The sequence below is a fragment of the Colwellia piezophila ATCC BAA-637 genome (assembly GCF_000378625.1).
Lineage (GTDB): Bacteria > Pseudomonadota > Gammaproteobacteria > Enterobacterales > Alteromonadaceae > Colwellia > Colwellia piezophila.
This window is the reverse complement of sequence record NZ_KB905172.1, coordinates 35,950-62,651: the sequence shown is the minus strand read 5'-3', so window position 1 is coordinate 62,651 and position 26,702 is coordinate 35,950. Positions and strand designations below refer to the sequence as shown.

General features: G+C 39.6%; 19 protein-coding genes. 13 read left to right on the top strand and 6 right to left on the bottom strand.

Features of this window, described 5'->3' with window-relative positions; all coding sequences use genetic code 11:
• Nucleotides 1-16 precede the first annotated feature (16 nt).
• Entirely contained in the window at nt 17-277 is a 261-nt protein-coding gene (gene rpsT, locus F580_RS0119370; RefSeq protein WP_019029410.1) for a 30S ribosomal protein S20, read from the bottom strand.
• A gap of 344 nt (nt 278-621) precedes the next feature.
• Between rpsT and murJ the strand changes: the two genes are divergently transcribed.
• From murJ to fadD, 9 genes are all read left to right on the top strand, one after another.
• Entirely contained in the window at nt 622-2,217 is a 1,596-nt protein-coding gene (gene murJ, locus F580_RS0119365) for a murein biosynthesis integral membrane protein MurJ (protein WP_019029409.1), read from the top strand.
• 176 nt (nt 2,218-2,393) lie between these two features.
• A complete protein-coding gene (ribF, locus tag F580_RS0119360) occupies nt 2,394-3,314 on the top strand; it encodes a bifunctional riboflavin kinase/FAD synthetase (protein WP_019029408.1) in 921 nt (306 codons plus the stop codon).
• 134 nt (nt 3,315-3,448) lie between these two features.
• Nucleotides 3,449-6,310: an isoleucine--tRNA ligase gene (gene ileS, locus F580_RS0119355; RefSeq protein ID WP_019029407.1), complete on the top strand. Its 2,862-nt coding sequence runs from the start codon at nt 3,449-3,451 to the stop codon at nt 6,308-6,310.
• A gap of 123 nt (nt 6,311-6,433) precedes the next feature.
• On the top strand, nt 6,434-7,042 hold the full coding sequence (lspA, locus tag F580_RS0119350; protein WP_019029406.1) for a signal peptidase II: 609 nt from the start codon (nt 6,434-6,436) through the stop codon (nt 7,040-7,042).
• Between the two features lie 2 nt (nt 7,043-7,044).
• On the top strand, nt 7,045-7,488 hold the full coding sequence (gene fkpB, locus F580_RS0119345) for an FKBP-type peptidyl-prolyl cis-trans isomerase (protein WP_019029405.1): 444 nt from the start codon (nt 7,045-7,047) through the stop codon (nt 7,486-7,488).
• A gap of 192 nt (nt 7,489-7,680) precedes the next feature.
• Entirely contained in the window at nt 7,681-8,400 is a 720-nt protein-coding gene (tsaB, locus tag F580_RS0119340) for a tRNA (adenosine(37)-N6)-threonylcarbamoyltransferase complex dimerization subunit type 1 TsaB (RefSeq protein ID WP_019029404.1), read from the top strand.
• Nucleotides 8,401-8,438: 38 nt separating this feature from the next.
• Nucleotides 8,439-9,143, top strand: a complete 705-nt coding sequence (locus F580_RS0119335) for a M50 family metallopeptidase (RefSeq protein ID WP_019029403.1) — start codon at nt 8,439-8,441, stop codon at nt 9,141-9,143.
• 18 nt (nt 9,144-9,161) lie between these two features.
• Complete coding sequence (locus F580_RS0119330; protein WP_019029402.1) at nt 9,162-10,094, top strand: alpha/beta fold hydrolase; 933 nt, start codon at nt 9,162-9,164, stop codon at nt 10,092-10,094.
• Nucleotides 10,095-10,223: 129 nt separating this feature from the next.
• Nucleotides 10,224-11,879 carry a long-chain-fatty-acid--CoA ligase FadD gene (fadD, locus tag F580_RS0119325; protein WP_019029401.1) on the top strand — a complete coding sequence of 552 codons (1,656 nt, stop codon included), beginning with the start codon at nt 10,224-10,226 and terminating at the stop codon, nt 11,877-11,879.
• Nucleotides 11,880-11,980: 101 nt separating this feature from the next.
• On the opposite strand, the gene F580_RS0119320 is transcribed toward fadD, so the two are convergent.
• Nucleotides 11,981-12,718 carry a YciK family oxidoreductase gene (locus F580_RS0119320; RefSeq protein WP_019029400.1) on the bottom strand — a complete coding sequence of 246 codons (738 nt, stop codon included), beginning with the start codon at nt 12,716-12,718 and terminating at the stop codon, nt 11,981-11,983.
• Between the two features lie 293 nt (nt 12,719-13,011).
• Here F580_RS0119320 and F580_RS0119315 point away from each other — a divergent pair, with 293 nt between their 5' ends.
• Together F580_RS0119315 and sohB are read left to right on the top strand one after the other, a co-directional pair.
• Entirely contained in the window at nt 13,012-15,501 is a 2,490-nt protein-coding gene (locus F580_RS0119315) for a VolA/Pla-1 family phospholipase (RefSeq protein WP_019029399.1), read from the top strand.
• 164 nt (nt 15,502-15,665) lie between these two features.
• Nucleotides 15,666-16,724, top strand: coding sequence for a protease SohB (sohB, locus tag F580_RS0119310; RefSeq protein WP_026301546.1), 1,059 nt, complete (start codon nt 15,666-15,668; stop codon nt 16,722-16,724).
• 219 nt (nt 16,725-16,943) lie between these two features.
• Here the strand turns inward: sohB and F580_RS0119305 are convergent, their stop codons facing one another.
• The gene (locus F580_RS0119305) at nt 16,944-18,308 is read right to left on the bottom strand and encodes a dicarboxylate/amino acid:cation symporter (protein ID WP_019029397.1); all 1,365 of its coding nucleotides are present in this window, start codon (nt 18,306-18,308) and stop codon (nt 16,944-16,946) included.
• A gap of 264 nt (nt 18,309-18,572) precedes the next feature.
• On the opposite strand from F580_RS0119305, the gene F580_RS0119300 reads away from it, so the two are divergent.
• Nucleotides 18,573-20,999 (top strand): Ig-like domain-containing protein, encoded by a 2,427-nt coding sequence (locus tag F580_RS0119300; RefSeq protein ID WP_019029396.1) that lies wholly within the window; start codon nt 18,573-18,575, stop codon nt 20,997-20,999.
• Between the two features lie 84 nt (nt 21,000-21,083).
• Here the strand turns inward: F580_RS0119300 and F580_RS0119295 are convergent, their stop codons facing one another.
• A complete protein-coding gene (locus F580_RS0119295; RefSeq protein WP_019029395.1) occupies nt 21,084-22,190 on the bottom strand; it encodes an arginase family protein in 1,107 nt (368 codons plus the stop codon).
• Between the two features lie 416 nt (nt 22,191-22,606).
• On the opposite strand from F580_RS0119295, the gene topA reads away from it, so the two are divergent.
• On the top strand, nt 22,607-25,312 hold the full coding sequence (gene topA / locus F580_RS0119290) for a type I DNA topoisomerase (RefSeq protein WP_019029394.1): 2,706 nt from the start codon (nt 22,607-22,609) through the stop codon (nt 25,310-25,312).
• 88 nt (nt 25,313-25,400) lie between these two features.
• Here the strand turns inward: topA and F580_RS0119285 are convergent, their stop codons facing one another.
• Complete coding sequence (locus F580_RS0119285; RefSeq protein WP_019029393.1) at nt 25,401-25,769, bottom strand: ribosome recycling factor family protein; 369 nt, start codon at nt 25,767-25,769, stop codon at nt 25,401-25,403.
• A 60-nt stretch (nt 25,770-25,829) separates the two neighbouring features.
• Nucleotides 25,830-26,600, bottom strand: coding sequence for a hypothetical protein (locus tag F580_RS0119280; RefSeq protein ID WP_019029392.1), 771 nt, complete (start codon nt 26,598-26,600; stop codon nt 25,830-25,832).
• Nucleotides 26,601-26,702: the final 102 nt, after the last annotated feature.

Genomic DNA, 26,702 nt, shown 5'->3' with positions numbered 1-26,702 from the left:
AAGTTAAAAGCAATAATTAAATTGCTTTGATTGCTTTATTTAAACGGCTCTTACTACGAGCTGCTTTGTTTTTATGAATAAGACCTTTACTTGCGTAACGATCTAAAATTGGTGTAGCAGCAGCTAATTCTTTTGTTGCTACTTCTTTGTCACCGGCTTCAATTGCTGCTAGTACTTTTTTTACTAAAGTACGCATCATTGAGCGACGGCTTGCATTATGTTGACGGCGCTTTTCAGATGTTCCTGCGCGCTTCTTAGCTTGCTTTGAGTTAGCCAAGGTATTCTCCTAAAAGAGTGATTGTAAGCTTAAATTTAAGGCGACGAAATATGCCTTTTTTTTAGTTGTTTGTCAAATGTTTTAATTGATTAATTTAATGTAAACGATAAAAATTAACAAAAAAAGCAATTAAAAATAATATGGTTGATGTCTACGACTAAATTGTATGCCGATAGAACAAAACATGTTGTGAACAGCGCTAAGTATACATTGTTTAAATAGCTAAAATCATCACATAATACACATTATTTATTTTTGCCATTTTTTTTAGGTGTTTTTGTACCACTTTAGCGTGAGTGTAGCGCTATTAAATTACTAAAAATCACTTTGGTAGGGGACGTTTTTTGAGTAAAAAGTTAATTAAATCAGGGCTTATTGTTAGTGTGATGACATTGGTGTCCCGAGTGTTGGGTTTGATACGTGATGTAGTTATAGCCAATGTGATGGGAACGGGTTTGATGGCAGATGTATTTCTATTTGCTAACAAAATCCCTAACTTTTTCCGACGACTCTTCGCTGAAGGGGCTTTTGCACAAGCTTTTGTGCCGGTATTAAGTGAATATCAGGTCAAGGATGAGCAGCAAGGTAAGGATAAAGGGGAGGGTAACAAGCAAGAACAAACACGGCTGTTAATCGCGCAAGCCTCAGGGACATTAGGGGTGATTATTACCGGGGTCACTTTGTTTGGCATGTTAGCCTCACCCTTGTTTGTGATGCTATTTGGTTTTGGTTGGTTTGTTGATTGGCTTAATGACGCACCTGGTGGTGAGAAGTTTACCCTGGCAAGTAACCTCCTGAGTATCACTTTCCCTTACTTATGGTTTATCAGCTTTGCTGCGCTTTCAGGTGCCGTACTCAATACCATGGGTCGCTTTGCTGTGGCAGCTTTTACTCCGGTATTACTTAACGTAGCCATTATCAGTATGGCTATTTATGGGGCTCCCTATACCCAAAGTCCCGCCCACGCATTAGCATGGGGAGTGTTTTTAGGCGGGTTAATCCAGTTTCTTTTTCAAATCCCTTTTTTGTATAAAGCGGGTATGTTAGTTAAGCCAAAATGGGCATGGCGTAGTGAAGGGGTGACTAAAATAAGAAAATTGATTTTACCTGCCTTGTTTGGTGTTTCAGTGACCCAAATTAACTTATTGCTTGATACTTTAATTGCTAGCTTCTTGATTACCGGCTCTATCAGTTGGCTCTATTATGCCGACCGGTTGTTAGAGTTTCCTCTGGGCTTGTTTGGTATTGGTATTGCCACTGTGGTATTGCCAAGTTTGGCAAAGTTGCATAGTAAAAATAACCCAGCAGAATTCAGCGCTACTATTGATTGGGGTATTCGCGTTATCAGCCTCTTTGGTTGGCCAGCACTTGCGGGCTTGATGGTTTTAGCACAGCCAATCATTATGGTGTTATTTATGCGTGGCGAGTTTAGCCAAGATGATGTTATGCAAGTCTCTATGGCATTATTTGCTTATTTGTCAGGTTTGCTAAGTTTTATGTTTATCAAAATACTCGCCCCAGGTTATTACGCACGACAAGATACTAAAACGCCGGTGAAAATTGGTATTAAAGCCATGGTTGCTAATATGATTTTTAACTTAATGCTGGCGCCTTTTTTCGGTTATGTCGGCCTTGCCTTGGCGACTACCCTCTCAGCTACGCTTAATGCTTGGCTGTTATATCGAGGATTAAAAGCGCAAGGTGTTTATCAATTATCAGCTAAAACACTGACTTTTATTGGGAAATTAGTGCTGAGTGCTAGCATTATGGCGCTTGTTGTTTATCAATTGTCGAGTGACTTTGATGTGTGGTTAACGATGAGTTTCTTTGAACAAGTACAACAATTAATTTTGTGTATTAGTGTTGGCGCGGGTAGCTACCTGGGAATGATTATTTTGTTAGGTGTACGTTTGAGTGACTTCAAGGTCATAAAAGAATAAAAATAAGCATAAATAAAGTGTTTGAACTGCTGATTATTAACGCCCACTGGTATATAATTTGTCGATTTATTTTATACGAATGTCAGAATTGATGTTCGTCAGTGACTTAATCGATGGCTTAGTTAATGGTTTAGTTAGGTCATTTAGCGAGATAGTAAAAGGCAGAATAATAGCTAATGCAGTTAGTTCGCGGTATACATAATATTCGATTACAAGATCATGGTTGTGTATTAACTATTGGTAATTTTGATGGTGTGCATTTAGGTCATCAACAAGTAATTAAAGCGCTAGTTAGTAAAGCTAAAGCATTAAATTGTGTCGCGGCAGTATTAGTTTTTGAGCCGCAGCCACAAGAGCTTTTCTCGCCAGAAACTGCGCCCGCTAGGTTATGTCGCTTGCGTGATAAATATAATTTATTAGCAAAGCTTGGCGTACAACGGCTTATTTGTGTAAATTTTAATACTAAGTTTGCTAGTCAAAGTGCTGAACACTTTATCGAACATTTATTAGTTAAAAAATTGGGTATAAAACACCTTATTGTCGGTGATGATTTTCATTTTGGTAAAAATCGTACCGGTAACTTCTCCATGTTATGCCAAGCAGGAAAAGAGTACGGTTTTGATGTTTCAGATACCAGAAGTTATAAAATGGCTGATTGCCGTATTAGTTCTACCGCTATTCGTCAAGCATTAGAGCAAGACGACTTAGTGACAGTAAAACAGATGCTAGGTAGAGAATATTCGATTATTGGTCGCGTTTTCCACGGTGATAAACGTGGTAGAGAATTAGGCTTCCCAACGGCTAACGTTCTACTCAAACGACGAGTATCACCACTCAGTGGTGTTTTCGCGGTAATGGTCGAAACAAATAGCGGCCTATTTAAAGGTGTTGCTAATATTGGTGCCAGACCGACCATTAATGGTGTTAGGCAGCAATTAGAAGTGCATATTTTTGACTTTGATGAAAATTTGTACGGACAATGCATTGAAGTGATAGTAAAGAAAAAACTGCGCCCAGTAATAAAATTCGACAGTCTTGAGGCGCTGACCGCACAAATCCATCAAGATTGTGAACAAGCAAAACAAGTATTAGCGTAGCGATTTCGGGTGCTCTATTAGCGCTTTAACTACGATAATTAAAAACAAAATATTCAATAAACAGTTATAAATCAGGTTGATATTTATAGCGTATCGTTAAATTTATCAGCCAACATAAACGGATAATGATTTACATGAGTGATTACAAACAGACCCTGAATTTACCAGCCACATCCTTCGCTATGAAAGGTAATATGGCTAACCGTGAACCTAATATGCTCAAAGAGTGGGCGGCTAAAGATCTTTATGGCAAGATCCGTGCAGCCAAGCAAGGTAAAAAATCATTCATCCTGCATGATGGCCCTCCTTATGCGAATGGCAATATTCATTTAGGCCACGCGGTTAATAAAATCTTAAAAGATATTATTGTTAAATCAAAAACATTATCTGATTTTAACTCACCGTTTGTACCTGGCTGGGATTGCCATGGTTTACCGATTGAATTGATGGTTGAGAAAAAAATAGGCAAGCCAGGTCATAAAGTATCAGCAAGTGTCTTTCGTGAGAAATGTCGTGAATATGCTGCTAAACAAGTCAATGGTCAACGCGAAGATTTCAAACGTTTAGGCATTTTTGCTGATTGGGATAACCCTTACTTAACCATGGATTTTGGTACTGAAGCGAATATTATCCGTTCATTAGGTAAAATTGCTGAAAATGGTCACTTGCATCAAGGTTTTAAACCTGTGCATTGGTGTACAGATTGTGGTTCGTCTTTAGCTGAAGCTGAAGTGGAATATAAAGATAAACAATCACCCGCTATTGATGTCAAGTTTGTCATTGCTGATGAAACCGTCGCAGATAAGTTTTCTCACCCTGAAGGCCATAAAGGCGCAGGTGAAATTGGTATTGTTATCTGGACAACAACACCTTGGACACTGCCTGCTAACCGTGCGATATCCGTGCACCCTGAAGTAGAATATACCTTAGTGCAATGTGATGTTGAAGGTAAACAGCAACGATTAATTATTGCTTCAGATCTTGTTACCTCATGTATGGACCGCTTTGGTTTAGCTAAATATCATGCCTTAGGTTTCTGTAAAGGTCAGGATTTAGAATTAGTACAATGTCAGCATCCTTTTTATGATTTTACTGTGCCTATTGTTTTAGGTGACCACGTTACCACTGATTCAGGTACTGGTTGTGTACATACAGCCCCAGGACATGGTGTAGAAGATTTTGTTGTTGGCAAAAAATATGACTTAGAAGTTGCTAACCCCGTGGGCGCTAACGGGGTATACCTTGAAGATACACCGTTACTTGCTGGTCAGCATGTATTTAAAGCCAACGCTAGTGTGATTGAGATATTAAAAGAAAAGGGTGCTTTAGTGCATCATCACGCGATAGAACATTCTTATCCACATTGCTGGCGCCATAAAACGCCATTAATTTTTCGTGCTACGCCGCAATGGTTTATCAGCATGGACAAAAAAGGTTTACGTCAAGATTCATTAAACGAAATCGAAAAAACACAGTGGATCCCTGATTGGGGTCAACGTCGTATTGAGTCTATGGTTGAAGGTCGTCCAGATTGGTGTATTTCGCGTCAACGTACGTGGGGCGTTCCTATGGCCTTATTTATTCATCAAGATACTGGTGCTTTGCACCCTCGTAGCATTGAGCTTATCGAAGAAGTTGCTCTTCGCGTTGAGAAATCAGGTATTCAAGCATGGTTTGATCTTGAAGCGAGCGAGTTGATTGGTGATGACGCTAAAGAATACATTAAAGTGCCTGATACTTTGGATGTTTGGTTTGATTCAGGTACTACGCATGAATCTGTTATCAAGGCGCGTGAAGAATTTGATGGCATTGCTGATTTATATCTTGAAGGCTCTGATCAACATCGTGGTTGGTTTATGTCATCAATGATTTCATCAGTAGCGATGAATGGTAAAGCGCCATATAAGCAAGTGCTAACTCACGGTTTTGTGGTTGACGCTAAAGGCCACAAAATGTCTAAGTCGTTAGGTAATGTTATTACGCCATCAAGTATTACTAATAACTTAGGTGCTGATATTTTACGCTTATGGTCAGCATCAGTAAATTACACCCAAGAAATAACTGCGGGTGATGAAATATTCAAACGTCAAGCCGATGCTTATCGTCGTATTCGTAATACCTCACGTTTCTTACTGTCTAACTTAAATGGTTTCGAGCCGGCACAGCACATGGTAGCTGTTGAAGATATGGTGGCGCTTGATCGCTGGGTAGTTGATAAAGCAGCACGTTTGCAAGAAGAAATTATTACTGCTTATGATGAATATGAATTTCATGTAGTAGTACACAAGCTAATGAATTTCTGTACCAACGAGTTGGGTGGTTTCTATCTTGATATTATCAAAGACAGACAATATACCGCTAAAAGTGATGGTAAAGCCCGTCGCTCTTGTCAAACCGCAATGTACTTAATTGCTGAAGCTATGACCGCATGGATGGCACCTATCTTGTCATTTACTGCACAGGAAATTTGGCAAGCGCTACCGTTACCAGCAAGCGGTGAACGTGACGAATTTGTCTTTACTGGCGTTTGGTTTGATGGCCTTACTAAACAGGAAAGTAAGCAAGATGAAGACACTAAATCTGCAGGCGAGCTAGGTAATGAATACTGGACAGAGTTACTGGCAGTACGTACAGAAGTAAACCGTGCATTAGAGCAAGCAAGAAAAGACAAATCAGTAGGTAAGACATTAGAAGCACAGGTGACATTATTTGCCACTGAAACATTAGCCGCTAAGTTAGCTAAATTGGGTGATGAATTACGCTTTGTGTTAATTGCTTCAAAAGCAACGATTGAAATAGTAACGCAAGCACCGACAAATGCGCTAGAGACTGAAATGGAAGGTTTGTGGTTATCAGTAGCACCAGCAGAAGGTACTAAATGTGAACGTTGTTGGCATGTCACTACCGATATTGGCGAAAGTGAAACACACCCGACAATATGTGGTCGTTGTATCACCAATATTGACGGTGCAGGTGAAACAAGACAGTTCGCTTAATTCGAATTGTCAGCTTGAATTAACATTAACTTAAGTTCACTTAGGCTAAGTAAAGTTAAACTATAGGCTACTCCTCTTTTCCTCTTTATTAGGAAGAGGGGAGTAGCCTATTTAATTATCACTATGAGATTAACTCAATTGAAAAAATTATTTAAAGACACCGGTTTACGTTGGTTATGGCTAACCATACTCTGTTTGATTATTGATCAAGTAAGTAAACACTGGGTTGCGGGCACGTTTGATTACCGTGAAACCTTGTCGGTTTTGCCGTTTTTCAACCTTACTTACGTCCATAATACCGGGGCGGCTTTTAGCTTCTTAGCCGACCAAGGTGGTTGGCAGCGTTGGTTTTTTACCGCTATTGCAGCTATCGCCAGTATTGTTTTTCTCGTGTGGATGGCGAAAACACCTAAACAACAGCGTTTATTAAGTATTGCTTTTGCTTTGATTTTAAGTGGCGCGGTAGGTAATTTAATCGATAGAGCTTTGTTGGGCTATGTTATCGACTTTCTTGATTTCCATTGGGCGGGTTATCACTTTGCCGCTTTTAATGTTGCCGATTCGGTTATTTTTATTGGTGCCGCATTAATGATTTTTGAGTCCTTCACTAGTCAGGAAAGTAATAAAGAAGCGAGTAAAGAAGCTGAGCAGAAAAGTAACGCAGAAAGTAACAGTATAAATCATAAAGATAACGAAGAAAAAAAGAATAAAACAACTAAGGCAGAAAGCTAATAATGACCGATTCAACGCAAGCACAGATTCAAAGTGACTCAAACATCCTTGTTCATATTACCATGAAACTTAGTGATGGCTCGGCTGCTGATAGTACTAAGGTAAACAATAAACCAGCAAAAATCATTATGGGTGATAACAGTATTTCACCGGCCTTTGAAGCAGAGCTTATTGGCATGTTAAAAGGTGATTCAAGAGAATTTACCCTGGAAGCAAAAGACGCTTTTGGTGAGTCAAACCCAGATAACATCCATTATATGGACATTGATAAGTTTACTGCTGAGGCACCTGCAAAAATAGGTAATATTATTACTTTTTCTCAACCCGGTGGTGAGTTACCAGGCATGATTAAAGAAGTGAATGGTAGCTCAGTGACTATTGATTTCAATCACCCGCTTGCTGGCCAAACGGTTACGTTTGTTATTGATTTAGTCGAAATTCTTTAAACTAATTTATCCGCTTAAATTCAATTTTTCTTTGTTGCGTGTTTTATTTCTAGGAATGTCACATAGATAAACTATGTATCATTTCTAGCGCCGCGAAAAAAAGTATGTAATTCGAATAAATATTATTTAAAATTTTAAAAGATAATCGTAAAATATAAACCTACTCTATCCAACTTTATATAGGTAACTATAGTGAATTATTTGGCCCTTGATGCCTCAACGGAAGCATGTTCAGTAGCGCTGCAAGTAAACGGTAAAAAATTTTCTCGTTATGAGCTTTGCCCACAGTCGCACAGTTTACATTTACTGCCGATGATCGATGCAGTACTTGGTGAGGCGAATATAAAGCTAGCAGAGCTTGATGGCCTTATATTTGGCCAAGGCCCAGGTAGCTTTACTGGCGTTCGTATTGGCGTTGGCGTAGCGCAAGGCTTAGCTTTTTCTGCGGATTTACCGGTTGTCGGCGTTTCTAGCTTACAAGCTATGGCGCAACAGGCCTATATTGAACACGGTGAAAAGCAAGTATTAGCCGCGATAGATGCCCGTATGTCCGAAGTTTATAATGGTTATTTTGTGCTTGACCAAGATGAAGTTATGCAAGCTCAGCAAGCTGAAGCGGTTACACCACCAGAGCAGTTAAAAGAACATCTATCATCAGTGCTTACTGCGCCATTTTATGCTGTTGGTACTGGTTGGGATGAGTACTCTGAAAAGTTAAGTGAAAAATCAAGTGGAGGATTGTCAGCACTGAAAAAGAATGAAGGCAGCCCTGAAATTTTATTCCCAAGTGCGCAAGCAATGTTAGCGATAGGAAAAATAAAGTTAGCACAAGGCCAAGGCGTATCGGCAGAAAATGCACAGCCGGTATATGTTAGAGATACTGTTTCTTGGAAAAAGCTCCCAGGTAAATAACACAAGATAGTGATGGCACCAATCTATGGAAGTAAAAAATGACCAATAGCTCACAAAACACTTCACACGGCTCTTCACAAGGTAAGTCAGCCAGTTTTTGGCAAAAATATCAGCTATATTTCCTGCTCATTGCTGCCATTATCATCAGACAAATTCCGATAGTGTCTATCCCACTTAATTGGTTGGAAACATACTTTCATGAAATAAGTCATGGTATTGCTGCATTGCTTACGGGTGGCGAAATCATCAATATTCAACTGTATGCTACGGGCGCAGGTTTGTGTACTACCCAAGGTGGCTTAAGCTTCTTTATTACTTTTTTTGGTTATGCGGGAGCAACACTTTGGGGCTGGCTGATATTTAAGTTAGCCAATAGCCACCAACGTACCGCGCAGATATTTTCGGGCTTAATGATTGTTTTATTACTCGCTTCCATTGTTTTCTGGGCGCGAGATGTCCTTACTATGGTGATTATTGCCAGTTTAGCGGTTATGTTTGTGATGACCATTAAAATGCAGCGTTTGTATTATTTGCAGATATTATTAAAATTCTTTGGTTTAAGTATTTTATTGAACAGTCTGTTTAGCCCGACCTATTTGTTTGATGGTCGTGATTTAGGTGATGGTGCTGCGTTATCTTCAATGACCATGATCCCTGAAGTAGTTTGGGTACTATTATGGTGTGTTCTTGCAATTGCAGCGCTTTACTCCTTAATTAAAACCAATAAAAAGTCTTACTTATAAAACAAAGGTTTAATGCTTATGGTTGATACGCATATCATTGATGAATACTTAGCAGACGACTCTGAAATTACTGAGATCAATTATCAGCTAGATGATTTAACCTTGGCTGCTGTCACTTGTGGAGACAAGAATGATCCACCCATACTATGTTTACATGGTTATTTGGATAACGCCGCCAGTTTTTTACCTTTGATGAACGAACATGACTTACTGCAAGATAAATACATTATCGCAGTAGAGTGGCCGGGACATGGACATTCAGACCATCGCTGTAAAGGTGCCCATTATCACTTTTTTGATTACGTCAGTGATTTAGTGGCTTTATTTTCACTAAATAATTGGCCAGCAATCGATATTGTTGCTCATTCAATGGGGGCTATGGTAGCGAGTGCCTTTGCTGCAGCTTTTCCCGAAAAGGTAAAATCCTTAACGCTCATCGACTCAATCGGCTTTATTAGTCAACCTGCAGAACATGCGACTAAGCAGTTACGACAAGGTTTGTTAAGCCGAAAAAAATCAGTTAAGCCGAGTCGAACCTTTAGCGAAGTAACGGCTATTAAAGCCCGCTTGCATGTCTCTGATTTAAAAGACGACCATGCTAAGTTAATTGTAAAAAGGTCACTGTTAGCCGTTACAGACCCACTAGCTGGATCACAAAATGCTAGCGAAATGGCTAGGTTATATCGTTGGCGATCAGATTCACGGTTACGCACGATATCACCTTATCGACTAACCTTAGCTCAAGCACAGCAATTGTTCAGTGATATCCAGTGTCCAGTCCTGTTGGTTTATGGTGATAAAGGCATGCAGAGGCTCACTCAAAATTTATCACTATTTTCATCATCTTTGACAATATTTCGAGCGGTAAAATTAGTTGGCGGTCACCATGTTCATATGGAACAAGCCAAAGAACTGACAAAATTGCTCAACAGTTTTTATCAGGAAAATTAAAACAAGCGTTTAAATTGGTGGCGCAAAGCGCTAAAATTTGATAAAACAGTGATATTAAAATAAGAGTTACTGTAAATACAATAATTGTCAGAAAGCTTAATGTCTAATTACCTACTGAGGAAAGTCATTGTGGAAAAGATTTGGTTAGAAAAAAGTTACCCAAGTGATGTGCCGTTTGAAATAGATGCCGATAAATATCCATCCATTGTTGCCATGTTTACTAAATACTCCACTCAGTTTAGTGATAAAACTGCTTTCATCAATATGGGCGCTTCTATCACCTATGGCGAACTCGCAGTACAAGCACAGGCGTTTGCCGCGTATTTGCAGCAAGACTTAGGCTTAGTAAAAGGCGATAAGTTCGCCATAATGGTACCTAACTGCTTACAGTATCCTATCGCACTATTCGGTGCGTTATTAGCGGGTCTTACCGTTGTTAACGTCAATCCTTTGTATACACCCCGTGAGCTTGAGCACCAATTAAAAGACTCAGATACTAAGGCTATGTTAATCATTGAAAACTTCGCGGCTACGCTGGAAAAGGTCATTGATAAGACGTCAGTTAAACATGTCATCATGACATCACTGGGTGATCGTTTAGGCTTAGTTAAAGGCACACTAGTTAACTGTGTGGTTAAATACGTTAAAAAGATGGTACCAGCATTCAATTTGCCACAAGCAGTACGCTTTAACAAGGCTTTAACCAAAGGGTTGGCGCTGAAGTTAACACCAGTGGAATTGTGTGGTGATGATCTAGCTTTTTTACAATATACCGGTGGTACCACAGGTTTATCAAAAGGTGCCATGTTAACGCATCGCAATATGGTAGCAAATTTACAACAAGCCAAAGGGGCAATTAGTCCATTACTGGAAGAAGGTGAAGAATTAGTTGTTACTGCCTTACCGCTTTATCATATCTTTGCTTTAACAGCCAATTGTCTAACATTCTTTACTCTGGGTGGTACCAACTTATTGATCACCAATCCAAGAGATATGCCTAATTTTGTTAAAGAGTTATCAAAGTATCCATTCACCGCTATTACCGGTGTTAATACTCTATTTAACGGTCTATTGAATACGCCTGGCTTTAGTGAACTTAATTTTAGTACCTTAAAAATGTCACTAGGTGGCGGTATGGCAGTACAACGTCCTGTAGCCGAGCGTTGGCAGAAAATTACCGGCACGCGTTTGTTAGAAGGTTATGGTTTAACTGAGTGTGCACCATTGGTGACGATAAGCCCTTATAATCTTGCCTCCTATGACGGTAGTATTGGTGTTCCAGCTGCTTCAACGGATGTTAAAATCATACGTGAAGATGGCAGTGAAGCCGATATTGGTGAGTCAGGTGAAATGTTGGTTAAAGGTCCTCAAGTCATGTTAGGTTACTATAAGTGCAAAGAAGCGACTGATGACGTATTAAAAGATGGTTGGTTCGCTACTGGTGATATAGCTATGATGAATGATAAAGGTATGTTCACCATAGTAGATCGTAAAAAAGATATGATCATCGTCTCTGGTTTTAATGTTTACCCCAATGAAATTGAAGAAGTGCTTGCCATGCATGATGGTGTGCTAGAATCTGCCGCTATTGGTGTTCCCCATGAAATTTCAGGTGAAATAGTTAAAATCTTCGTGGTTAAAAAATCGGATGATTTAACAGAAGAAGCGCTTATTAAGCATTGCCGTGAAAATTTAACTAATTACAAAGTACCGAAATTAGTTGAGTTTAGGCAGGACTTACCTAAAACCAACGTAGGAAAAATATTAAGAAGAGAGCTTCGTTAATTACTCTGTTTAGTAAAGAGAGAAATTAAGGCGTCTTAATTGATAAAAAAGGCAAGTTCAATGAACTTGCCTTTTTTATTGGTGAATGTAGTCAATTAACCTTACTGGGCTTTTAAAGTCTGGCCATTTACTTCGACACTATCATCAGACATTAAATAAACATATAAAGGCATAATATCTTCTGGGCTAGCAATCTCAGTTTTATCTTCAGCAGGAAAAGCACACGAGCGCATGTTGGTATTGGTCGCGCCAGGATTTATTGCGTTTGTACGTAACGTTGAACCTTCGTATTCATCAGCAATCACTTGCGTCATACCTTCAATAGCGAATTTAGACATGCTGTAAGCTCCCCAGTAAGCACGACCTTGCTTGCCGACACCTGATGAGGTGAAAACTAAAGAAGCCTTAGGTGCTAGGGCTAATGTTGGTATCAGAGCTTGAGCGAGTAAGTATTGCGCCTTCACATTAACATTCATCACGTCATTAAATACTTGCTCATGAATTTGAGTGAATGGCGTAAGCTCACCTAAAATAGAGGCATTAAGCAATGCGCCATCTAAATGACCAAATTGGTCAACTATAGTCGAACACATATCAATATAGTTTTGCTTACTGGCACCCTTTAAATCTAAAGGAATAATAGCCGGCTTAGCTAGGCCAAGGGCAACAATTTCATCATAGACAGCTTCAAGTTTACTCACCGTTTTACCTAGTAAAATAACCGTTGCGCCTAACGTTGCATAAGTTAATGCAGCGGTGCGGCCAATACCGGCGCCAGCGCCTGTTACTAGAATAGTTTTGTTGCTTAAACAGGCATCTTTTATTGAATAATCAAACATCTTAAGGTTTTATCGCTGTGGGTGAGTAAATTTCTTGTCTATTCTACGCTTTGCCATTTTCGTTGACGAGAAAAAGTTAATCAAGATGAAAAAATAATACAAAGTGACACAAGAAAATACAAAAAAGTAAAAAAATACTAGCACCTTGTGACATCTTGCGGTAACTTGAACTGGTCTTACTAGTTATTCAAACGTTAGTTTGAACTTTTTTTGAATACTGAAAGTAAAATAACTTTAATAAATATACATAATAAACATACATAATAAAAAATTACGGCATTGGGGAATTTAACATGAAAAAGCTAGCTCTCAGTCTTGCGATCATTAGCGCACTTGGTTTAAGTGCCTGTGATAGCGAAACTATCGAAGATGTACAAAAAGAAGTGGCCGAAAACGGCTCAGCGGTTAAGTCGTTAGCTCGTATTGTTTTTGATCCCGGTGCCGATGAACCACGTTTATCAGTACCGAATGACTTGTTATTTTCAGGGAGTCAAGACGGTACCTTAAATTTACCCGTAGCAGATGCTACTGATTTTAGTGACCCAAAAGTTGCGATGAGTGCACTTGATGGTTGGTCAACAACTAATCCATTTGTACTTGCAATAGACTTCCCTGCAGGAACCTCGTTAGATGCTGCTAGTGTCTTTAGTGGCGACTCAGTTAAAGTGTATGAAACTTTAATGGGCGGTGATAGCAGTGATGCAGGATGTGCAGTAGTCACTCGTGGACTTGCTTGTAAGGTAGTAGGCGAATTAACATTCGGTATTGATTTTATCGCGCAAGCAAAGGGCAATAGCATTGCGATTGTGCCATTGAAACCATTAAAAGGTAAAACCGGCTACGTTGTAGCACTAACTAATAACCTTAAAGATAGCAACGCTAACTCAATTGCGGGTTCTGCTACTTATGAAGCTGTTCGTCAAGATAAAGATATTAACCCCTTAGTCACTCCAAGTCAGCTTCAGCTGCAAGGTATTATTAATAGTTATGAAAAAGCCATTATTGATGCCGGCGCTGATAAAGACAGTTTGATTTATACTTTTGCCATGACTACGCAATCAACGACTGATGTGCTATTTACGGTGAAAAGCTTACTCGCTGCGCCGTTAGCTCAAGGTGGTTTGCCACCAATTATTTCAGTGACGAATGCGGGTTACTCTGTTGCACAAGCTTTTACAGCACAAGGTATGGTGTTATCTCCTCAGTTAGATGCTTTGTATTCAACTGCTCAAATGTACCAAGGTTCAATTACCTTACCTTATTATTCAGGTATTCCAACTCAAGCTAACCCTATGGCACCTGTTAATGACTGGTGGAAAGCATTATGTGATTCAGGCGCTATGCTAGCGGGTTTAGCAGCAGCTAACCCAGGCGCTATTCCTGAAGGACCATTATCTGAATCAGACGGTGTTTGTATGGCTGTTTCAGCTGCAGCTGGCTTGCCAGCTCCAGGGTTGCGTGACTTAAGCTCAGTAATGCCTGTTGATGTAGAGCGTAACTTGACTAAATATAGTCCAGTACCTGCACCACGCACTATGATGCCAATTGATGTGCAAATGACTACGCCGGTTATATCACCTGTAACAGACGCCGTTCGTGCAAATTATGGTTTACCTGCTTTGACCGCAGAGCCAGATAACGGTTGGCCGGTTGTTATATTACAGCATGGCATAACTTCGAAGAAAGAAGATATGTTGGCAATAACCGGTATATTATCAGCCTTTGGTTTTGCTACCGTAGCAATTGATCACCCGCTACACGGTAGCCGCGGTTTCGATATAACGGGTCCTGCTGGTATTCCAGATGGCATTGATGATATTAATGCTTCGACCGTTTCAGCCACTCATTATATGAACTTAGCTAGTTTGTTAACTACTCGTGATAACTTACGTCAATCAGCCAGTGATATGTTGGGACTTCGCTTAGGCTTAAATGCGGTAATGGATACTGGAAATGGTATCAAGATTGATGGAAAAAATGTACATTTCTTAGGTCATTCGCTGGGAGCCATAACCGGTATTAACTTGGTCGCTTTAGCGAATGCGCCACTTGATCCAGCAATTGATCCGGCTTTTAAAATCACCTCTAATTCACAAGCAATGCCGGGTGTGATGATTGCTAATTTATTAATGGAATCAGGTGCATTTGGTGATGTGATTAAATCAGGATTGACCTATCAGTCATCTCCAGACTTTAAAACCATGGTTGATGCTGCCTACCCACCTGCAGAGGGTGGCGCTTCAGAAACCGAACTAGTTGGGGCTTATTTAGCGTTTTATACGGCTTTAACACCTGAGCAGCAAGCAGGTTTGAATGCAGTATTTAGTCAATTTGTCTTTGCCGCGCAAACAGTCACTGATGCCGGTGATCCTGCAAACTATGCCGGTATCATTCAAGCGACTCAAACACCAACACATTTAATTGAAGTGGTTGGCAATGGTGTCGATAGTAATGGCGGGCAATGTAAAGATATCTTAGTAACGGATAACTGCTCAGACCAAGTTATCCCCAATGTTGTCACTACTACACCGTTTGGAGGTACAGAAGGTGCAATAGCTTTGTTAGGCTTACCGGGTGTAAGCAGTACAGCGGAAGGCTCTGGCGCGGTACGCTTTATTTATGGCCATCATGGCTCTATCTTAAACCCAGCTCCAGATAATACTTCAGTGCAAGATCCGTTAGTAATGGGAGCTGTCACTCAAGAAATGCAAGGCCAAGTTGCTGTCTTCTTTGCCACCATGGGTCAAAAAATAACAGTAACCAATACTGACTTAGTTAAATAAGTTACTTAAGATTATTTAATATATGTTTTTAAAGCCCTCATTTGAGGGCTTTTTTTTGCTTAGATTTTGTGCTGTTTTAACTGTTGTTTGCAAGCGAATAAAATAGTGTAGAATTAGCGCAATTAGTTTTATCCCTTTTTACACTTAAATCCTCAGGAGTCCTCTTGGAATTTTTATACGAATACGGAATGTTTTTAGCAAAAACTGTTACTTTTGTTTTGGCTGTTATTGCCATCATTATTGCCATAGCAGCGGCCGCGATGAAACAGCAGCACAAAAAAGGTGAGCTTGAAATCACTGACTTGTCTGAGCAATTTATCGAGACCGAAGAAGATATTATTCATGCCTTATTAACCAAGGAAGAATATAAAGAAAAAGAGAAAGCCGATAAAAAACAAGCAAAAGAAAAAGCAAAGGCTGACAAGGTAAAAGCTAAATCAGTTAAAGCGGGTGAAGAAAAAGAGCCAAGTAAGGCTCATGTATTTGTTATAGATTTTAACGGCAGTATCGATGCCAAAGAAGTTAGCTCGTTACGTGAAGAAGTGACCGCGATACTTTCTGTGGCCAAACCAGAAGATGAAGTATTTATTCGTTTAGAAAGTGGTGGTGGTATGGTGCATGGTTACGGCCTTGCCTCTTCGCAACTTGACCGTATTCGCCAACATAATATTCCACTGACAGTATCTGTCGATAAAGTGGCTGCTAGCGGCGGTTATATGATGGCTTGCGTAGCTAATAATATCATTTCTGCACCCTTTGCGATTTTAGGCTCTATTGGTGTTATTGCCCAAGTGCCAAACTTTAATAAATTACTGAAAAAGCATGATATTGAATTTGAACAATTTACTGCCGGTGAGTTTAAACGTACTGTCACTATGTTTGGTGAGAATACCGAAAAGGGCAAAGCAAAGTTTATTGAAGAGTTAGAAGAAACTCACGTATTATTTAAAAACTTTGTTAGTGAACGTAGACCTAGTTTAGATATTGCGAAAGTTGCAACGGGTGAGCATTGGTTTGGCACTACAGCGCTAGAGCTTGGTTTAGTCGATAGCATCCAAACCAGTGATGATTATTTGCAAGGCAAAAGTAAAAGCCATAAAGTTGTCGCCATTAAATATGAAGTGAAAAAAGGTTTAGCAGAAAAGTTCTCTAAGGCGGCTTCTTTATCGGCGGAAAGCTTTTTAGGTAAACTATTACAACGTAATAATATTTTTCCTGGCTAGTATTAATCCATTGGGTATAAGTAGGGCTATTTCAATGTGAATTATTTACCTTAATCATTGAGTTTAACTACTAGAAAAAGATCAAATAAAAAGCCTTGCCGGTTTAACTCGGCAAGGCTTTTTTATTATTTATTTAACTCAATGTAGCTATTGAAGCTCCATTATTACTGCTTAGTGATTGATGACTCGTTAGCCCATTGCCTTTAAGCTAATGTAAAACTACGAATCACTCTTTAGGTTTTTGAAGTCTATTTCTTCAATGTTATGACCGGCCTTTGGATCGGCATACATCTCAGCATCAAATTGATCTTCACTTTTCGCAACAATAACACTTACCATGCAATCACCAGTGACATTGACTGCTGTTCGTGTCATATCAAGCAAGCGGTCGACACCAATAATTAATGCTATACCTTCAACAGGTAGGCCAACTTGATCTAATACCATAGCTAACATGATTAACCCAACGCCTGGAACTCCGGCTGTGCCTATAGAAGCTAGAGTTGCAGTAAGAACAACCGTGAGGTAATCAGCGAGCGTTAAATCTTGAGTAAAGACCTGAGCGATAAACACCGTGGCGACACCCTGCATTATCGCTGTGCCATCCATGTTAATTGTCGCGCCTAGTGGCACGGTAAACGAAGCAATTGAATTTTTAACACCCATTTTTTTGGTTGCGGTTTCTAAAGTCACCGGGATTGTGGCGTTAGAGCTAGCGGTAGAAAAGGCAAAAATAGCGGCATCGCGCATTTTCTTTAAAAATATTATCGGGTTCAATCCAGTTAATAGCTTTAAAATAATTGAGTAGGTCACTAAGCCGTGCAGCATTAAGACAAAGAAAACTACCAAGAAGTACTTGATCAAATTACCAAAGGTATCGAGTGATACGGTAGTAAATAGTGTCGCTAGCAGTGCAAAAACACCGTAAGGGGCAATATTCATTAAGATAGTCACTAAGCGCATAATGACGACACTTAAATCTTCAAATAATGAAGCAACACGCTCGCCAGACTTCCCTGATAAAGCAATCGCAATACCAAAGAGTAAAGCAAAAACAATTATTTGCAGCATATTGCCTTGGGCAAATGAAGCAAATGGGTTTGTTGGGAACATTTGGATAATTACTTGTGCCAACGATGGTGCTTCTCTACTAGTAAAACTACTATTTGAGATCATGTTAACTCCTTCCCCAGGAGCAACAATTATGGCAATAAATATCGCTAAGCTAATAGCTATCGCTGTTGTGCCAAGGTATAAGCCTATGGCTTTGCCGCCAATGCGACCCAGTTTACTGGTGTCTTTTAATGAGCACACCCCACAAACAAGTGAAACAAAAACCAAAGGCACGACTAACATACGTAAGCTAGCCATAAATATCTGGCCTACTACCTCTAACACACCATCAACAAGTATACCTTTAAGTGATAAATCAAATAAATAAAGGTTAAGTACTTTGTCAGAGCCGTTAGGCATCAGCCATTGTAAAAATGTACCTAATAAGATACCTGCGACCATGCCTATTACAATGCGGCTGGTTAAACTTGTCTTTTTAGGGGAAGGGGAGCTCGTTTGTTCGATCGTCATAGTATTAGGTTACTTTCAGCTAAGTGGTAAGTTATGTTGCTTTTATATACGCAGCTTGCATATACAAGTATCAATACTAAGGTTAACAATAATTATCTAGATTAAGTACTAATTTATTCATAATGTTTCTTGCTGTAATTCGTTACACAATCACTTGTTTTGGGTGCTTGTGTGATTTTTTTACCTCAATAGGTACCTTTTTGTTATTTATAAGTTAATATGGTTTATTAGGATTATTAATAAAAAGAAACTGAGGATGCTTTTATGCAGTTACTTCGACGCTTAAGTTTTACTATGTTACTGATGTCATTGATGACGCTTGTAGCATGTGGAGATGGAGATGGTGATCTAACCGGTGGCGATGATGGCGGCGGAAGTACGCCTGATGCTCTAACAATTGTACTAGCTCTATCAAACCAAAACGTTACAGGGAAAGAACCTATAACTGTTAGTGCTACATTATCAGGAAGTTCTACAGTTTCAGGGCAGCTTGTTACGTTTTCTTCAACACTCGGCGCACTTTCTCCAACGGTGGGGACTGCATTGACAGACGCTAATGGGCTCGCTCAAATTACCTTAACCGCTGGTAGTGTTCGTGGCGCAGGTGAAATAACAGCGAGTTTGTCAGCGGGTGAAGATGTAAGCATAGGTTTTACTACTCAAGGCGATGATATAGGTGTGGTTGGGGACATCAATATTTTACTTACCTTAGTGGATAGTGATGGTAATCCAACAGAAACAATCACATCTTCTAAATCAGGTAAAGTCATAGCTCAAATTAACGGGATTAGCTCTCCAGTTATAGTGGCTTTTACTACTACCGTAGGTGATATTCCTATTCCAACAGCTATCACTAATGATAGTCATCAAGCAAGTGTTGATATTTTAGCTAACGGTAGCTTAGGTGCGGGTACTATTACTGCTAGCATCGTTAGCGGAGAAACAGGGCAAGTACTCTTAGTTGTCGGCTCTTCATCAGTGACTATGGGGAGTGGCACCCCTTTTACTGAAAATGTGGCTGATATTAGTCTTGAGCAAATTTCAGCCGGTGGTACTACTGTGGTAACAGTAAATATAATTGATGATCAAGGAAACTTATTTACTGAACCTGTAGATGTGAACTTCTCATCTAGTTGTTCCAGTATAGGAACACCTACAGCCATTTTAAGCTCTCCTATTACAACTTCTAATGGTATTGCCACTAGTACTTATCTAGCAAAAGGTTGTGTAGGTGATGATCCTATTAACGTTACTGCCAATGCCGGTGGTATCAATTTATCAGCAACCACTACTGTGAATGTATTACCAGCTGATGTTGGCAGTATTGAATTTATCTCTTCAACACCAGAGAATATTTCAATCTTAGGTACCGGTAGTGTTGGTGGTTCAGAAAGCGCTGTTGTTTTATTTAGAGTATTAGATACAAACTCGAACCCAGTGAATAATCAAGTTGTTAACTTTGTCCTGAATACCGATGTTGGTGGGGTGCAATTAATACCTGCTAGTGCAACTACAAATAGTGAAGGCATAGTACAAACGGTTGTTAATTCAGGTACCGTTGCTACCAGTGTTCGCGTACAGGCGACCATTGAAGATAGCTCGCCATCAATATCTTCACAATCGAGTTTGTTGGTTGTCTCTACCGGTATTCCGGACCAAGATAGTTTTAGTTTATCTGCAAGTATTTTAAATCCAGAAGGTTGGAATACAGATGGAACTGAAGTAGAAATTACTGCACGTTTAGCTGATGCCTTTAACAACCCAGTACCTAACGGTACAGCGGTAAGTTTTACCACCGAAGGTGGCTCTGTAGACCCCTCTTGTATAACGGCAAACGGTTCATGTACGGTTATCTGGCGTAGCCAACAACCTCGACCGGAAGGACATGTATTAGGAGACACTGATAATTTATTGCATGAACCTGAAGTTGATAACTCTATGGGACAAAAGTATGGTGGTCGCGCTACTATTACCGCTACCGCTATAGGGGAAGAATCTTTTCCTGACTTAAATGGTAACGCACGTTTTGATGCCAGTGAAATGACAGCGTTTTTGGGCACTGATATCAGTGGCGATAAATATGACTTAAAGGAAGCTTTTGTTGATCACAATGAAGATGGATTGTACAACCCTACTGAAGGCGGAGATGTTAATAGCAGTGGTTCATTAGAAGAGTTCGTAGATTTTGATAATAGTGGCACTTTTGACCAAAACGATGGAAAATATAATGGTGTGTTGTGTTCAATACCCACACATGATGGTTGTTCATTAACGCAAACCTCTCTAAATGTGAGACGCTCGTTAGTTTTGGTCATGTCAGGTAGTTCTGCTAATTTTTCTATAGATTCAACTATCGATGCGGTAGCTGATGTTGATGCTGGCCTAAGAAATGATACTGATAGTATTATTAACATTGCCGGTGAAAACGTTGGTTCAGCAACAGTTATTATTGCCGATCTACATAATCAGCCTATGCCGGCCGGCACAACGGTTACTTTTACTGCTACTGTTGGTTCGGTAGTTGGTCCAAGTAGTTTTGTCTGGCCGAATGATAACCACAATGGTGGTTTAGCTTGGGGGGTTTCTATTAAAGGAGAATCAGAGCCTAAATCAGGTAGTTTACTTATTGAAGTTGAGACTCCAGGTGGATTATCAACTCTGTACTCAGGGATTTCTATAGTGATTAAATAAACTTTAGTCTCGTATCTTTAATTGAGAATGCCGTTCATTTGAACGGCATTTTAATCTAAAAAATAGATGTTGAGGCAGATTATATTACTTCGCCATTTCCTTAAGCAAAAATGCTGAAATTTCAGCGCCTACTTTAAGCGTTTTATCTCGACCCACTTCGCCTTGACCTGAGCTATCAGTAAAAGGAGCTATTTCCATCATATCGGCGCCGGTAATTGGGTATTTAGCTGCTAAGGCACGTAAGATATCCATAGCATCATTTGGCATTAATCCATCAGGCTCTGGCGTGCCAGTAGCACTAGCAAAGCTTTCATCAATGGCATCTATATCAAAGCTTACATAAAGCTCGTCAATATTTTCATCTTTCAGTTGGTTAAGAATATTATCTATGGTTTGTTGGATACCATGGGCTTTCATATCTTTTGCCCAATGTTGTCTAACACCAAAGGTATCTTCCCAGTGACTTTGTGGTCTGCCACTTGAGCGAATACCTATTTGAATTAAATGATGCTTTTCATGCAAGTCATCTAAGATATGAGTACACCAAGAGCCGAAACATAAATCAATGCCTAAACGTTCTACCAACAAATCGGTATGAGCATCAAAGTGGATTATTGCGGCGCGCTTACCTTGTTTCTTCTTAGCTTGTAAGTAAGCTTTGGTTAATGGGTAACTAACACTGTGATCACCGCCAATACCAAAAATACCTTTTTCAGGGAATTCAGCATAAAAATCATGCAAAACATCTTCAGTGATCGTTAAGGGGCTAATAGCATAATTACTATGCTCATCTTGATAAAGCGCCTTTCTGCAATTGGCTATTGTCGCTTCATTTAAATATTTGTCGGCAAGTAAATGAGGAATAACACGGATATCGCCCATATCAAAAGCGGTCAGCTCGGGGTAATTTTCTAGCAAATTGGCGCGTAAAAATAACGGTCCCCAGTTCGCACCCCGTAAAATGCCGCCACCACAATCAGAGGCTATACCTAAGATAACAGCTTTAGACGCCCCAGGAAGCTTATTTAGGGATGCTTTCCATAAATCATCAACACCAACTGCTTGTCCAAAAATAGTTTGATGTAATTGCTCTTTACGCTCTTTAGCGGTATTAACGGTAAATACACCGTTGCCAGGAGGACACAAACAACTGCTGAGTTTGTTATAAAATGCTGATGTAATAGTTTTCATTTGAAGTCTCTGTTTGATTATTTACTTGGGTCATCTGTTGATGTAGGTGACCCTTATAGGTTCAAAATTTAAATTTTTTAACAATATGCTCTTATGTTTTATCGCAAAGTCTATTATGATTGCCGCTAAAAATAGGCAAAGTGTAACTTAACGCACAGCGTTATCAATAAATGCCTATTATAGCTAAAACCCGTATCTGGGTGAATAGCATTCCCTGAGAAGTAAAATAATTACTTGTCAGTTTGCATATTTATAGATATACCTATAGATAGTTATGCAGAGAATAATTTTAAATAACATGTTTTTTTTATCGCTAGCAAGGTCATAACAAGTACGCTCGCACTTTATTGATTAGATTAGCGTTTGAATAAAAAGGCAAAAAATAATTTGTCTTTATCGAAGGATTATAAATTTTTATGGCAAAATCACTGGTTATTGTCGAGTCGCCAGCCAAAGCGAAAACAATTAATAAATATTTAGGCAAAGACTTTATTGTAAAGTCGAGTGTTGGTCATATACGTGATCTTCCGCACAGCAGTACGGGTAAAAAAGTTGCTGCTAAGTCTCCGGCTGAGGTGCGTAAAATGGCACCTGAAGCAAAAGCTAAATACAAAGCTAAGCGTGATAAACAAGCGCTAGTTAATCGTATGGGTATTGACCCAGATAAAAACTGGGCAGCCAATTATCAAATACTGCCAGGTAAAGAAAAAGTTGTTAGTGAACTGCAAAAGCTGGCAGAAAAAGCTGACATTATCTATCTCGCAACCGATTTGGATCGCGAGGGAGAGGCGATTGCTTGGCATTTAAAAGAGATTATTGGTGGCGATGATAAAAAATTCCGCCGGGTTGTTTTTAATGAAATAACTGAAAGCTCTATTCAACAAGCATTTGCTACGCCAGGTGAACTGAGTATGCCAGGTGTTAATGCTCAGCAAGCGAGGCGTTTTCTTGATCGCGTGGTTGGCTTCATGGTTAGCCCACTGTTATGGAAAAAAGTAGCACGTGGCCTATCTGCAGGACGAGTTCAATCTGTTGCAGTAAAATTAGTGGTCGAAAAAGAACGTGAAATTAAAGCGTTTGATCCAAAAGAGTTTTGGGACATCGCTGTTGATACTCATGCAAGCACAGGTGAAGTACTAACCCTTGATGTTACCCATGAAAATGGCAAAGCTTTTAAGCCAACGACTGAAAAAGAGACTAATGCCGCTTTAGCCATACTAAATCCGGCTGATTATGCTGTCAGCAAACGAGAAGATAAACCTTCTAAAAGTACACCGTCGGCACCTTTCATTACCTCGACATTACAGCAAGCAGCCAGTACTAAATTAGGTTATGGCGTAAAACGAACTATGGGCTTAGCCCAACGTTTGTATGAAGCGGGTCATATAACTTATATGCGTACCGATTCAACCAATTTAAGTAAAGATGCGGTAGAAACGTGCCGTAAGTACATTACTGATAGCTTCGGTGAAAATTACTTACCTGAAAAGCCGAAAACATATGGCTCTAAAGCAGGTGCACAAGAGGCACATGAAGCAATCCGCCCATCTAATGTTAAGCTTGAAGCTGCATTTCTTGAAGGTATTGAGCCTGATGCGAAGAAGCTTTATGAGCTGATTTGGCGCCAGTTTGTTGCCTGTCAAATGACCGCTGCTCGCTATACCGTAAGTACATTAACAATTAGCGCCGCTAACTTTGATTTAAAAGCTAAAGGCCGAGTGATGCAGTTTGATGGTTGGACTAAAGTTCATCCACAGCTAAGCAAAGGTGATGATACCCACTTACCTGATTTAAAGGTCGGTGAAAAATTAACCTTAGATAATATTGAACCAAGCCAGCATTTTACTAAGCCACCAGCTCGTTTTGGTGAAGCATCATTAGTAAAAGAGTTAGAAAAACGTTCAATTGGCAGACCGTCAACCTATGCGTCAATTATTTCAACGATTCAAGATCGTGGTTATGTTCGACTAGACAAAAAACGTTTCTACGCTGAAAAAATGGGTGAAATAGTTACTAATAGTTTATCTGGCAGCTTTGAAAAGTTAATGAGTTATGACTTTACTGCCAACATGGAACAAGAGCTTGATGAAATAGCGGCTGGTACTGCTGATTGGAAAGCTGTTTTAGACGAGTTTTATAAAAACTTTACCAAACAATTATCAAAAGCTGATCAACCATCTGAAGATGGTGGTATGCAAAACAATGAGCCAGTATTAACCGATATTGATTGCCCAACCTGTAATCGTAAAATGGGCATTCGAACCGCTCAAACCGGCGTGTTTTTAGGCTGCTCAGGTTATGCTTTACCGCCAAAAGAACGCTGTACCAAAACCATGAACTTAACGGCTGGTGAAGAAGCTGAAAATGTTTTAGCTGAAGATGCTGAAACCGAAGCGCTTATGGCAATGCGTCGTTGTGATAAATGTGGTACTGCGATGGACAGTTACCTGATTGACGAAACACGTAAATTACATGTTTGTGGTAATAACCCAGTATGTGATGGCATTGAAGTTGAGCAAGGTACGTTTAAAATCAAGGGCTATGATGGTCCTATTTTAGATTGTGATCGTTGTGAAGCACCGATGGAGTTAAAATCTGGCCGTTTTGGTAAGTATTTCGATTGTACTAATGACGAATGCAAAAACACCCGTAAGTTGTTAGCCAGTGGTGAAGCCGCGCCACCTAAAGAAGATCCTGTGCAATTACCAGAACTTGAGTGTGAAAAATCTGATGCTCACTTTGTGCTTCGTGATGGCGCTGCCGGAATTTTCTTGGCCGCGCATACTTTCCCTCGTTCACGGGAAACGAGAGCACCGAAAGTGGCTGAACTACAAAGGTTTAGAGACAGGATCTCAGAAAAGTTCTATTACTTAGCTGATGCTCCTGCAGAAGATAATAAAGGGAATTTATCGGTAGTACGCTACAGTCGGAAAACGAAAGAGCAGTACGTAATGACCGAGATTGCCACTGACGAAGGCAAACCGAAAGCGACTGGCTGGACAGCTAAGTACATTGACGGTAAGTGGGTGGAAGATATTCCTAAGCCGAAAAAGAAAGTCGCTAAAAAGGCGACAGTAAAAAAAACAGCCGTAAAGAAAAAGGCTAAAACATCAGCTGAATAAAGATAATTCGAGCTGAACAAAAAAATAGATACCCAAGGGTATCTATTTTTTTATCTGCTCTTTGCCCTGCATTATATTGTCTAGAGGGCTAATCTAGTCCTTCTAAGGCATCTAATACCTTTCTTGCTTGTGCCAAAGTACAATCAGTTTTTGCCATTAAGGCGGTGACAGTAACCTGGTCCATACGGGTTGCAACAGCTAAAATATTTTCATAGCTTAAAAACTTATATTCTTTTCTAAGTAGCTTGGCAAGCCATAACCAACTGTCTTCATGCTCGTGCTCGATAAATTCTACGATGGCCTGTAATTGGCTAAAGTTGGCTTTTAGTTGCCAATTCCTAGAACGGCCAATGCGGCTTAACTCGCAGCCTAATTGTCTTATATGAGCTTTTAATGCATATGCTTTCATCGTTCGTCGAATAAATGCGGGCAAGTTAATGGTGTTGATTACATCCACGGGGATTAGCGTCTTAAACTGTTAAAATATAGCCAGGAATAAACTGGCTTAGAGAGAGGCCTACCATTTTTTCTTCGGCTGGAATAATATGTCCAACTCGTTTTCTTCGCTTTTTGCTTTTTTCGCGGCATCTTTCGCATTAGTGTGCTTCAATGCGTCGGTAATTTCTTCTAGTTTTTCAGTAACATCAGCATGCATTGTTGTTACATAATCATTCTTTACCGAACTATTCACTAAGCTTTGCAAGGCCTTTTCAAAGTATTGTCTGGCAGAGCCAAGCATATCCTTATGAAAAGCTAGGGAGCCACGCTTAACCAGGCTTTCAATATTGATTTTTAACTGCATTGCTGCTAAATTTTTATCTTCAGCCGTAAAGATTTGTGCATCTAGGGCACCTTTGCTTTGCTCTGACTTCAGTACTACCCGTAACTTCTTTATACATTGTAAAATAGCGACAAGTTGTTGTTCATTGTCGGGTAAAATAAAGTGATCTTCCGTGCTAGCTTGATTGTCAGCGAGGTCTTGTGAAGCTTTTAGTCGAGACGTCAACTCTTGAACTCTTTTTTTAATACCTTTAACTTCTGGCATGAGCTCTTGCATGATTTTGGCAGCGTTTAAACTGCGACGATTCAATATTTTTATAACATTTGGATTGCTAGGTAAGTTAGCTAAGTTAAGAATTAACTCTTCACTTTCATCAATAATAGCTTTTTGCTTGGATACTTTTACCCGCTTTTCTGCTTCTAATTTTTCTTTATGTTGTTGAATAGAGCTAACCACAACAACAATAATGATTAAAGCAATAATTAAACCAACAATAATAGCGATCATCTAAGATTCTCTTGAATAAATAAACTACTAGGCAGTCTACAAAAAATGTATTGTTTAGCATAGTGCTAGTTGTACAATTAGCTTAAAATTGCTGAATAAAAA